We start from the raw sequence: 11,974 nt of genomic DNA on the forward strand, positions 1-11,974 counted from the left end.
TTCTTGCTTAGGCTTCTTTTGCTTCGTCAGCTACGAGAGTTACAGCTTTCTGTACAGCCATATCTTTCTTCATCTGCTCTAATTCACGCTCGCCAAGCAGTTCTTTGATCTTGTCAGCTTCCATCTTGTATGCTTCAGCCATCTTGCTGATCTCTTCGTCAACTTCTTCCTGTGTCGGCTGAATGTTCTCAACTTCTGCAATTTTCTCAAGAACCAGTCTTGTCTGGATTCTCTTAAGAGCCTGCGGTTTCATTTCTTCCATCATCTTCTCAGCTGTCATTCCTGTGAACTGGAAGTACTGTTCCATTGTAAGTCCCTGAGACTGCATTCTTCTTGCAAAGTCATCCAGCATCTGACGTGTCTGAGTATCAACCATTGCATCCGGGATTTCCATCTCAGCGTTCTCGATTGCTTTGTCCACTGCTGCGTTTTCTTTTGCTGCACGTGCTTCTTTCTCTTTCTTTTCTGTCAGGTTCTTCTTGATGTCTTCTTTGTACTCTGCAAGAGTATCGAACTCAGAAGCATCCTGTGCAAAATCATCATCCAGTTCCGGAAGTTCTTTTGCTTCTACTTTCTTAACGTCACACTGGAATACAGCTTCCTTGCCAGCCAGTTCTTTAGCCTGGTATTCTTCCGGGAATGTAACCTTAACTTCTACGTGGTCTCCTTCTTTGGCACCAACGAGCTGATCTTCAAATCCCGGGATGAAGGATCCGGATCCAAGTGTCAGCGGATAGTCTGTTCCTTTGCCGCCTTCAAATGCTTCACCGTCAACAAATCCTTCGAAGTCGATGGTTGTGATGTCACCGTTCTCTGCTCCACGGTCTTCTACTGTAACTGTTCTGGAGTTTTTCTCCTGCTCTTTCTTAAGCTCAGCTTCAACATCCTCATCTGTTACTTCTGTCTCAGACTTCGGAACCTCTACACCTTTGTACTCACCAAGAGTAACTTCCGGTTTAACAGCTACTTCTGCTGTGAAGATGAAAGCTTTTCCAGGCTCAGCCTGTGTTACATCGATCTGCGGCTGAGATACGATCTCAAGTTCGCATTCCTCAAGAGCTTTGCTGTAGTGCTCCGGAATCAGAGCGTTTGCAGCATCCTCAAGGAAAATTCCCTTGCCGTACATCTGCTCGATCATTTTTCTTGGTGCTTTTCCTTTACGGAAGCCCGGAAGAGTGATTCTTCCTTTTGCTTTCTGGTATGCAGCCTGCATAGCCTTCTCTAAATCTTCAGCAGAAACTTCGATTGTAAGTTTTGCCATGTTTTTTTCCAGTTTTTCAACCTGTAAACTCATGTTTCCTGTTCCTCCTTAATTTGCGGGTAAAACCACTGATTATTCTATCTATTGCTTATCCCTGTCTGCAGATAATGCATACAGGAAGCTGTATCCCAATATCAAGAGATACAATTACAGTCATTATCGTAGTATAGCACAACAGGTATAAAAACACCAGTATTTTTTTGCAGAAAAGTCCTGTTTTGCCTTATTTCCGGGAATATACCACGGATTCTGCGATCTCGTCTGCCTTTTCGTCTCCGAGAAGCTGTCCGATGAGGCTTAAAGCAAAGTCTATGGCAGTTCCAAGCCCTCTGCTTGTCGTCACATTGCCATCGATGACAACACTCTCAAGTGATGGCTTCGCACCAGCCAGTCCTTCCATACAGGACGGATATGCGGTTGCATTTCTTCCTTCAAGGAAACCAAGGGAGGCAAGAACTGTCGGTGCCGCGCAGATTGCTGCTACTTTACCGCCTCTTCCGTAAAAATCTCTCAGAAGATCACAGAGCGGCTGATATTCTCCGAGATATTTGGTTCCCGGCATTCCTCCCGGAAGCACAAGCATATCTGCATCCGAAAAATCTGTTTCTTTGAACACTCTGTCTGTTTTCATCTCGATTCCATGGGATGTTGTGATCTCTCTGCTTTCCCTGATCGAGACAGTCTCTATGTCAATCCCCGCACGGCGCATCAGATCTACCACTGTCAGTCCTTCAATATCTTCAAATCCGTCTGCAAGAAAAATATAAACTTTTTTACTCATGAGAACCTCCGATTCTATACGTATTTTTTTCTGATATCATTTGTTAAGTATAGCATTTTTGAGAAAAAAGAGATATACTAATCTACAAATTCTAATGAATATTTTTCCCAGATTTAAAGGAGAATCTAGTATGGAAATCGAAAGAAAATTTCTTATAAAAAAAGGACTGCTTCCGGCAGAGCTTGAAAGCTATCCATTTCACGAGATCGAGCAGGGCTATCTCTGCACAAATCCGGTCGTGCGGATCCGAAGACAGGATGACGAATATTATCTGACCTACAAATCAAAAGGCCTCCTGTCCAGGGAAGAATACAATCTTCCGCTGACCCAGGAAGCCTATGAACATCTCAGACCTAAGGCAGATGGAATTGTCATCTCCAAGACCCGCTATCTGATCCCGGAAAAAAACGGTCTGACAATCGAACTTGATATCTTTCACAAAGACTATGACGGTCTTTTTCTTGCTGAAGTTGAATTTTGTTCAGAAGAACAGGCCAACGCCTATGTTCCGCCGGCATGGTTCGGTGAGGATGTCACCTACTCTTCTGAATATCACAACAGCACTCTGAGCAAAGGAAAATCCTAATCCTGCTCTTCTTCATCGCATTTCTTAAATGGTGAATGAGCCATATCGCTGTCCTCTGTCATCAGAAACTTCCTGATGGCAAAGAGGATGGCAATAGCGATGACACCGATCAGTGTCTGTGTCGTTTTCATATGCTCTACCACCATCTGTCTCGCCGTCGCAAACATCAGGACCTCAACCACCGTCTGTGCCGAATGCTGACAGAGCATCTTGACAAACTCAACTCCGACTACCAGCGACAGTGCATTTGCAAGAAACTGTGTAAAAAAGTCGATATCCATATCCATAATGGGTATCTCTGTGAGTTCGTAGATCAGCCGGACACCGGCCAGTGCGATTACGATCAGAATGACAATGGAAAGCACAATCTCTGTATAACGTGCAGCATTGTAGATCCACTCATTAAAGTGCTTCCGTATCCTGTGATTTACATTTTTATTCATAAACCCTCCATAATATAATGCTCTGTTGAACAACTACAGTTTTAGCTTATCATGAGGATATATGCCCTGTCATGTCCTTTTATCCGTACATTCATTTTTATTTATAATGAACTTACGTTTAAAAAACCTTTGTGGTCCATTTGCTCATATCCCAGACTTCATTTACCACATCCTGATAAAATTCCGGTTCATGGCAGATCAGAAGAATACTTCCTCTGTATTCCCGGAGTGCACTTTTTAATGCTTCCTTTGCGTCCACATCCAGATGGTTTGTCGGCTCATCCAGAAGAAGAACATTGGTATCTCGATTAACCAGCTTGCAGAGACGGACCTTTGCCTGTTCTCCACCGCTCAGTACCCGTACCTGACTCTCAATATGCTTCGTGGTAAGACCGCATTTTGCAAGTGCTGAACGTACTTCATACTGTGTATAGGACGGGAATTCCTGCCACAATTCCTCGATACAGGTAGTCTTATTATCTCCCTTGACCTCCTGCTCAAAATATCCGAGCTGGAGATTTTCTCCTCTCTCACAGCTTCCCTTGAGTGACGGGATCAGTCCCAGGATACTCTTGAGCAGTGTTGTTTTTCCAATTCCGTTGGTTCCGACCAGAGCGATCTTCTGTCCGCGTTCCATGGTGAAGTTCAGAGGTTTTGATAATGGCTCATCATAGCCGATCACCAGATCATGCGTCTCAAAAAGCAGCTTACCCGGGGTACGTCCATAGCGGAAATGGAATTCCGGCTTCGGCTTCTCCGCCGCCAGTTCGATCACATCCATCTTGTCCAGCTTTTTCTGCCTGGACATTGCCATATTTCTTGTAGATACACGGGCCTTGTTTCTCGCCACAAAATCCTTCAGTTCACTGATCTCCTGCTGCTGACGGCGGTACGCAGCCTCAAGCTGTGCTTTCTTCACTGCATAGACCTCCTGGAAATGATCATAATCACCCACATAACGGTTCAGTTCCTGGTTTTCCATATGATAGATGATGTTGACCACCTCATTTAGAAATGGAATGTCATGAGAAATAAGAATAAAAGCGTTCTCATAATCGAGAAGATAACGTTTCAGCCATGCGATATGCTCTTCGTCGAGATAATTGGTTGGCTCATCCAGAAGAAGAATATCCGGTTTCTCCAACAGCAGCTTGCCGAGGAGCACCTTGGTCCTCTGACCACCGCTCAAGTCTGTCACATCCCGTTCAAGTCCCAGATCCAGAAGCCCAAGTGCTCTGGCAACCTCCTCTACTTTTGCATCGATCACATAAAAATCATGCAGTGTCAGTTCATCCTGGATCGTCCCGAGTTCTTCCATAAGTGTATTCATCTCTTCTTCATCTGCACTGCCCAAAAGGTCACAGATTTCATTCATCCTCTGCTCTTTCTGAAGAAGCGGGTCAAACGCAGATTTCAGAACTTCCTGGATCGTCATCCCTTTCTCAAGGACAGCATGCTGATCCAGATATCCTGCATGAACATTCTTTGCCCATTCTACCTTGCCCTCATCCGGCATCAGTTTCCCTGTAACAATACTCATAAAAGTAGACTTACCTTCGCCGTTGGCCCCAACAAGTCCGATATGCTCTCCTTTCAGGAGTCTGAAAGAAACATCTGCAAAAATGGCCCTGTCGCCAAACCCATGTGTCAGATGTTCTACATTTAATATGCTCATAGTTCATTCTCTCTTTCATTCATACTGATATCTCGTATTATAGCCGAAGCCCGACAGCAAATGCAACCTGTTTTGCATCTCTTATATTGAGACAGAAAAAACGACCATACTTTTGCGTACAGCCGTTTTCTGTATATTGATCTTTTTATTCAGTTTCGTTAAATACTTTCTTATCGAGTGCACCATTCTGATGAGCAACGATCGTTGTGCAGACCGCATCACCTGTGATGTTGACTGCTGTTCTTGTCATATCAAGAATTCGGTCGATACCCATGATCAGACCGATGGCTTCAACCGGAAGTCCGACAGAATTAAATACCATGGTCAGTGTTACAAGACCAACACTTGGAACACCTGCTGTACCGATAGAAGCGAGGGTTGCTGTTCCGACAACGGTCACGTAATCCATCGGTGTCAGATGAATACCAAATGCCTGTGCCGCAAACACAACCGCAACACCCTGCATGATGGAGGTACCATCCATATTGATGGTCGCACCAAGCGGAATGGTAAAGGAAGAAATCTTCTTTGATACACCGATTTTCTTGGAAAGTGTATCAATAGAAAGCGGAATGGTCGCATTGGATGTCGCTGTTGAGAATGCGAATGCCATAACCGGGAAGAACTTCTTGATAAATCGGATCGGATTCAGCCCTGTAAATATCTTCAACAGAATCTGATATACGCCAAAACACTGGATTGCCAGTGCAAGCAGTACACCAATCATATATTTTGCCAGCGGAATAAAAGCACTGAAACCAATATTGGCAAAAGTACGGCTGATCAGACAGAAAACTCCGATCGGAGCAAGGCTCATGATCATCATGGTCATTTCCATCATAATATCATTGAACTGACTGAAAAAGTTTGCTACTGTCTCGGCACGTTCTCCCATCTTTGCAAGGATCACACCAATGATCAGTGCAAATACAATTACCTGCAGCATGGTTCCGCTTGCCAGAGAATTGATCGGATTATCCGGAATGATATTCAGGATCGTATCTGTCAGAGATGTAGCCTCCATCGTCTCCACAGAAGCTGCGGAGGTCTGGATCGCACTCATATCGAGTCCAACGCCAGGATTAATCAGATTACCTACAGAAAGTGCGACAACAACTGCCAGTGCTGTCGTAAACAGATAAAATACCAGTGTTCTTACACCAACAGTTCCAAGCTTCTTGGTATCTCCTATCGCCATACTTCCGCAGACCAGAGAGCAGAATACCAGCGGTACAACCAGCATCTTCATCAGACGGATAAAGCCCTGTCCGATCACATACAGAATACCTTCTACAATCACATCTTTCTTAAAGCTGCTGTCCGGAACCAGATAGCAGAGTACAATACCCAGGATTGCACCTGCAAGCAGGGCAATAAAGATCTTGGTAGTCAGGCCAAGTGCCTTTTTGTTCGGAGTTTTTGTTTTTACGTTTTTTTCTTTCATCTCAGTCCTCCGTTCTTTCATCCATGTATACCTTCAGTGACTCTTTCCAGTCAGGCATATTGTACATTTCAATAATACGAAGGATAAAGTTATCCAAAACTGCATACGGAGGTCTTACAGAAGAAAGATCTGACTGTTCCGTTGGAACGGCTTTAAGCTTCATACTTTTTCCTGCAAGCTTCAGAATTTCCTGTGCAAACTCATATCGGCTGCATACTCCTGTGCAGGTCACATGGTAGGTTCCATACTCGTTGGTGCTGATCAGATACAGGATCATCTTTGCCAGATCCTCTGCGCTTGTCGGAGATCCAAACTGATCAGATGCAACGGATAACGGGGTTCCCTTATCTGCCGCTTCCAGAACACGGTTTACAAAGTTATTGCCTTTATGGCCATACACCCAGTTGCTTCGGATGATAAAGTGCTTATGTGTAAATTCTTTGACATAATTCTCACCGGCTCTCTTGGATCTTCCATAAACAGTCAGCGGATTTGTATCATCAAATTCCGTATAAGGTTTCTTACTCTTTCCGTCAAACACATCGTCTGTGGAAATCTGTACGATCTTTGAGCCACATTTACGGGCTACGATACTTAAGTTTCTTGCGCCAAGTGCGTTGACACGATATGCGTGTTCCGGATTTTTTTCACATTCATCCGTATTTGTGATACCTGTACAGTTGATGATCACATCCGGGCGGTTGATCGTACCGAAATTAAGGACTTCATCCGTATCGGTAATGTCCAGCTCATCAATATCTGTATTCAGAGCCTCGATTTCCATCGGATCAAGCATGTCATTCAGTGCACGGCCAATCTGTCCATTTGCACCTGCAATCCAGACTTTTAACATCTCTCTGTTTCCTCCTCATAATAAATTACGGTGCTGATTCAGATCAAATCAGCACCGCTTCAATCTACATTCGCAAATATTTTATCAATTGTGTATATCCATGTCAAGAAAAAACATATTTTTCCTGTCATTTTGGACATATACAAATTCTTCAGGCTCTGGCCTCTTTTCTTACAGACTGCATGGCTGCAAGCCTGTCGATCGTCTTGTTGCAGATGATCGTATAGACAGCACCAAATACATTGGCTCCGATACGAAGTGCTACTGCCGCCGGCATTCCGAATAATCCCGCCGCAATGGACAGTGCACCAAACGTATTGAACGCTGTCTGCCATGCATAACCTGCTGAATATCCGACACCAATTCCCCCGATCATTCCAATATACGGATACATGGATTCCGGAAGAATCAGGTACAGTACAACAAACAGGGCACATCCCACGATGTTGAACATTCCTCTCTTTCCGACACGTCCCATACAGTCTTCCGTAAACGGAAGACATACAGACATACAGGCAATTCCTGCCCACATTGCTCTCGGCAGTCCAAGAAGATTCATAAAGAGCATCGCACTGGAAACAATAAGAGTCAGTTTAAGATACCATCTGCCCCGCGCAGAATGCAGGTCAAATTCACGAAACAGATCCAGAAAGGTTCTTCTGTACGGACGGTTTTTCTGGTTTTTGTAAAAAATGATCATACACAGGATCATTCCCACTGCAAGCCCTTCTACTCGCCTGATATATTCTGCTCCTGTCACATCGTAACCAAGCAGCAGCAGATATCCAAGAACAAAGGTAGAATGGTTATACATGATCACATTATGGCATCCCAGGATCATCAAAAGAAGGATTGCGGCCACATTTACAACAAATGCCGGCAACGGTGACAGCATATTGGAAACTCTCGGCGCAATCATTAAAATCCCGTAGATGCCTGCTATGGAAAGCAGTCCATGTGAGGTCCTGATTCCAAAATCTGCCTGTCTGAGAACAAGAACTGCGAGCAGCACGGTAACTCCTACAACACTGTTTGCACTTCCGGTCAGCTTACTGTACAGAGAAACTACTGCGACGCAAAATGCCATCACAAGGTAAACTTTGAAATTATAGATCAGAATATGTCTTCGTTTTTCTTTTGGATCTGTGGTGTTTTTGATCAGCTGCTTCGACCCGGCCGAGCTCAGCTGAAGTTCCTGATAAAAAGTCATAATTCTCGCTCCTTACTTTGAAAAGTGTAGAGAACTATACCGCAAAATGCCACAAAGGTCAAGTGGAAATTTGTAAATCCACTCCTTATACGCCACTATCTTGGATGCAATCATTTCCAGATAAAGGTTATAACCATCTCCGCCCCAAAGGGAAGTATTAGTTGCATTGACAATTTTCACTTATCTGAAGTCCGATATTCTCGTGCGCATTGTTCTATGATATAATGCTTATGTTGTCCAACCGATACCCGGCAACGGGAGGAGGTGAACCGCATGGATATTATAATCTCGTTTCTTGTCTCCTGTACGGCAAGCATAATTGCCTACTATGTTCGCAAATGGCTAGATGGCGGCAAGTAGGACAGCTCTAACCTAGTGGTTTCTTATCCACTATAATAAAATAAGAAGAAAGCCCAAGAAGCTGCAACTTCGAGGGCTTTCACTCTTTTGTCCGCATGGACTTATAATCTCTTTTGCCTATGGCAATTATATCATATGCATTTTTTGTTTGCAATATCTCAATATATTTTTTCAATGTGCTACGCTTCAAAATCCACCACTTTTTTTGAAAATTTCCAGAATTCCAGACATAAGAAAAACCCCGGAAAATCAAGGCTTTCCGAGGTTTTAATAGTTTTCTGTATTCGATTGAAATTATCGTTTGCAGAACTGGGAACGCTTGATTTTACTAGATTCTTGAAATGTGGTGTTGCAAACACGTTACAAACGCAGGACTTCTCATTGCTCCTCAGAACACCTCTAAATTATCAAAGAGGGAGATGACTAAAAGTACAAAAGTGTATCTTTTTTTCTCGCAACATTCAAACTCAATAAAATAAGCCGATAATCCAAGAAAAATGACCATTCTTAGTATTATCGGCTCTACGTTTTAGCGTTTGGCTCTATAACAATTATTTGTTGTTGCCTTACATTGATTAGGTTTTCTTGTTTACATTTAGGGCAGTATATCCATTTTTTGTTATCATTTGTTTCCACTCTAATATGCTATTTTATTGTAAACTCACATGCCAAATAATATGTGTCATAATCCCAATCTTTTGGAGATTCAAAATAAGAAACACTTATAATTATCCGATAATGCCCTGATGGAAGTTCACCATAAAACGAAGAAATATCATATGCTAACCTCAATCTTTCTGATGGTTTTATAATAACATCATCTTCATTGTTTTTTGACGGATCAGAAAGTTGAGTTAATTGATACCATACATCTGATTCTTCTGTTTCGATTTCAAAATAAGATTCTGAACAATGGTATTCTTTATCAGAGTTGTTTTCGATAAAAAATGTCGCATTCTCTAAGTTAAAATCCCATTTTTTATCTAACGTAATTTCAACATCTGATAAAGAATTGATTTCTTCTTCATTTTCATAAGGCGAAACCTCGTAATATTCTTTTAAATTTTGTGGAAATACATTTTCCTCATTTTGTGATGAATTGCACCCAGATAAAATGCTTACGACTATTACTAAAATTATGCAGATACATTTTTTCATTTTTAAAACCTCCTCGATAAATGTTCAGTCCAATTATATGAAACAAATATCTATTTTTCATCAACATCTATGATTTTTATCCAAGCTGTAACACACGCTCCACCCTTATCATTATTCGCAATTTTCAATGTACCTCCATGCCTTTCACACAATATTTTACAAATATTTAATCCTAAACCCAAATGTTCAGTCGTAGTGTCTTGCGATGATTTGTAAAACGGTAATGTCACACGCTCTATATCACTATCCTTAAAACCGCAGCCATCATCAGAGACAGAAATCAATAAATATTGTTTTTTCATACTAATGTCAATATCTATCATTGAATTAGCATATCTAATACTATTAGATAATAAATTTTCATAAATCTGTACAACAATATCAAGATTGATAAATAGGTTTTCGTTATTATTACAGTTTGTCTTAATAGAGTATTTTATGTCCGTACAAAGCAGTTCTGTTGTATCTGACAAAGATTTTAATAGTAAGTTAAAGTTTATAGTCTCTTTTTTGATTTCTATATCTTCTAATCGGTATAGATTCGTCATGGCATTAACGTATTTTTCAAGTCGTTCCACATTCTTACGCATTGTTGATAATTCATCAATTACCTCTTGCTGGGAAACTAATCCTTTTGGAATAAATGATAACAACATTGTAGTATGCCCTTTAAGTAGTGTTAAGGGAGTACGCAAATCATGCGAAAAAGCAGCATTTAATCGTCTTTGTTCAGCAAACTGTCGTATCATTTTTTGATTGTTTTGATATAAACAATTTTTCATTTTTTCAAATGCAAGACACAGCTTACCCATTTCGTCTTTATAGGGGTAATACAAAGTAAAGTCCAATTCTTTGTTTTCGATTTTGCTATAAGCATTAGTTAGTAACTTTATTGGTCTTGCCAATTTTCGTTTTATAAAAATAGTTACGCAAAGCATCATACTGAATGAAAGAATAACAGGAATAGTAGCAATATTTATCATGCCTAAAGTAGTATCTATAATTCTATCTTGTTTGGTAAAGTTTGGTGAGACCTCGATATAAGAAACATGATTTGGATAAACATATTCTTGTACCGGGCGTTCTTTTTGATAGTCTACAATAAAACTACATACTTTCTTTTGGCTCGCATTATATATTGTATACTCTGTCTGGTCATTATTGTATTTTGCTATAAATGAACCATTTTCAGGTATATCATATCTTGTTGTCATGTCCTCATATTTATAGTTAAGATTTATTCTATAATTATCAACAAGAGCAATGGCAGTAACACTTATAGTAATACCAACTACTAAAGAAATGAGTGCGTAAAGAATAAATGAAATTTTAATACTTCGGTTATCAATATAGTATACTAATTTTTTTCCCATTACTTTTCCCACTTATATCCGCACCCCCAAACAGTTTCTATATAAGGATTATCACTCATAGAAAGAAATTTTGTTCTTATCCGTCGTATATGTTCCGTAACAACAGAATTGTCACCACAACCATCTAGCCCCCATACTTTTTCATAGATTGTTTCACGGTCGAAAACAATACCTTTGTTTTGTGAAAGAAATTCAATTATATCAAATTCTTTCTTCGTAAAGTTTATTTCAGCATTTTTATAAAAAACCGTTCGTGATGAATAATCAATTACTATACTTTTATCGAACTGTACTATTGCAGACGAACTATGTCTTTTCTCTCTCCGCAAATGGGCAGCAACTCTAGCTTCTAATTCATCAATAGAGAAAGGCTTTACAACATAGTCGTCAGCACCGACAGCAAACCCCTTGATTTTATCACAGTCCTCAACACGAGCTGTTAAAAAAATAATAGGACAGGAAACATAATTTCTAATCGACTCACAAACTGTAAAGCCATTCATATCTGGCATATTTATATCCAACAGAATAATATCGGGGTTTTTAGTAATTGCATTTAATGCTTCTTTTCCGTTAATTGCTGTATACACTACATAACCAATCTTGTAAAAATATTGATTTAACATTGATACAATATCTTTTTCGTCATCTACAATTAAAATACTCTGTTCCATAATTCGTTCCTCCTTAGTTAGTATATCTTATCATGGAAAAAACAATTTTTTAACAACTTTTATCTATTACATGTGTTTAACTATTCATGTGACATTTTATATTGATTACAATGTTAAATTTCATATCCATTCAAACAATAACGTATTTTACCTGCT

12 protein-coding genes are annotated in these 11,974 nt (G+C 40.5%); 1 reads left to right on the forward strand and 11 read right to left on the reverse strand.

The window, feature by feature from the left end:
* Positions 1 to 7: 7 nt before the first annotated feature.
* Together tig and LIR34_RS05860 are read right to left on the reverse strand one after the other, a co-directional pair.
* Complete coding sequence (gene tig / locus LIR34_RS05855; protein ID WP_161283843.1) at positions 8 to 1,294, reverse strand: trigger factor; 1,287 nt, start codon at positions 1,292 to 1,294, stop codon at positions 8 to 10.
* 190 nt (positions 1,295 to 1,484) lie between these two features.
* Positions 1,485 to 2,042: a DJ-1 family glyoxalase III gene (locus LIR34_RS05860; protein ID WP_161283842.1), complete on the reverse strand. Its 558-nt coding sequence runs from the start codon at positions 2,040 to 2,042 to the stop codon at positions 1,485 to 1,487.
* Positions 2,043 to 2,172: 130 nt separating this feature from the next.
* On the opposite strand from LIR34_RS05860, the gene LIR34_RS05865 reads away from it, so the two are divergent.
* The gene (locus LIR34_RS05865; protein WP_173902248.1) at positions 2,173 to 2,628 is read left to right on the forward strand and encodes a CYTH domain-containing protein; all 456 of its coding nucleotides are present in this window, start codon (positions 2,173 to 2,175) and stop codon (positions 2,626 to 2,628) included.
* On the opposite strand, the gene LIR34_RS05870 is transcribed toward LIR34_RS05865, so the two are convergent.
* From LIR34_RS05870 to LIR34_RS05910, 9 genes are all read right to left on the reverse strand, one after another.
* Positions 2,625 to 3,071 (reverse strand): transporter, encoded by a 447-nt coding sequence (locus LIR34_RS05870; RefSeq protein ID WP_161283840.1) that lies wholly within the window; start codon positions 3,069 to 3,071, stop codon positions 2,625 to 2,627. The two genes, LIR34_RS05865 and LIR34_RS05870, sit on opposite strands and share 4 nt — an antisense overlap.
* 118 nt (positions 3,072 to 3,189) lie before the next feature.
* Entirely contained in the window at positions 3,190 to 4,746 is a 1,557-nt protein-coding gene (locus LIR34_RS05875; protein WP_173902249.1) for an ABC-F family ATP-binding cassette domain-containing protein, read from the reverse strand.
* Positions 4,747 to 4,891: 145 nt separating this feature from the next.
* Positions 4,892 to 6,190, reverse strand: coding sequence for a dicarboxylate/amino acid:cation symporter (locus LIR34_RS05880; RefSeq protein WP_173902250.1), 1,299 nt, complete (start codon positions 6,188 to 6,190; stop codon positions 4,892 to 4,894).
* 1 nt (position 6,191) lies between these two features.
* Complete coding sequence (gene rfbD / locus LIR34_RS05885) at positions 6,192 to 7,043, reverse strand: dTDP-4-dehydrorhamnose reductase (RefSeq protein ID WP_173902251.1); 852 nt, start codon at positions 7,041 to 7,043, stop codon at positions 6,192 to 6,194.
* 151 nt (positions 7,044 to 7,194) lie between these two features.
* The gene (locus LIR34_RS05890) at positions 7,195 to 8,253 is read right to left on the reverse strand and encodes an FUSC family protein (RefSeq protein WP_173902252.1); all 1,059 of its coding nucleotides are present in this window, start codon (positions 8,251 to 8,253) and stop codon (positions 7,195 to 7,197) included.
* Positions 8,254 to 9,135: 882 nt separating this feature from the next.
* On the reverse strand, positions 9,136 to 9,249 hold the full coding sequence (locus LIR34_RS05895) for a cysteine-rich KTR domain-containing protein (RefSeq protein ID WP_412122891.1): 114 nt from the start codon (positions 9,247 to 9,249) through the stop codon (positions 9,136 to 9,138).
* Positions 9,250 to 9,258: 9 nt separating this feature from the next.
* The gene (locus LIR34_RS05900; RefSeq protein WP_156729024.1) at positions 9,259 to 9,771 is read right to left on the reverse strand and encodes an immunoglobulin-like domain-containing protein; all 513 of its coding nucleotides are present in this window, start codon (positions 9,769 to 9,771) and stop codon (positions 9,259 to 9,261) included.
* 50 nt (positions 9,772 to 9,821) lie between these two features.
* Positions 9,822 to 11,156, reverse strand: a complete 1,335-nt coding sequence (locus tag LIR34_RS05905; RefSeq protein ID WP_156729023.1) for a HAMP domain-containing sensor histidine kinase — start codon at positions 11,154 to 11,156, stop codon at positions 9,822 to 9,824.
* Entirely contained in the window at positions 11,144 to 11,818 is a 675-nt protein-coding gene (locus tag LIR34_RS05910) for a response regulator transcription factor (protein ID WP_156729022.1), read from the reverse strand. The genes LIR34_RS05905 and LIR34_RS05910 overlap by 13 nt, the downstream gene beginning before the upstream one ends.
* Positions 11,819 to 11,974 lie beyond the last annotated feature (156 nt).

It is taken from the genome of Blautia sp. MSK17_66 (assembly GCF_020538025.1).
Taxonomy (GTDB): Bacteria; Bacillota; Clostridia; order Lachnospirales; family Lachnospiraceae; genus Blautia_A.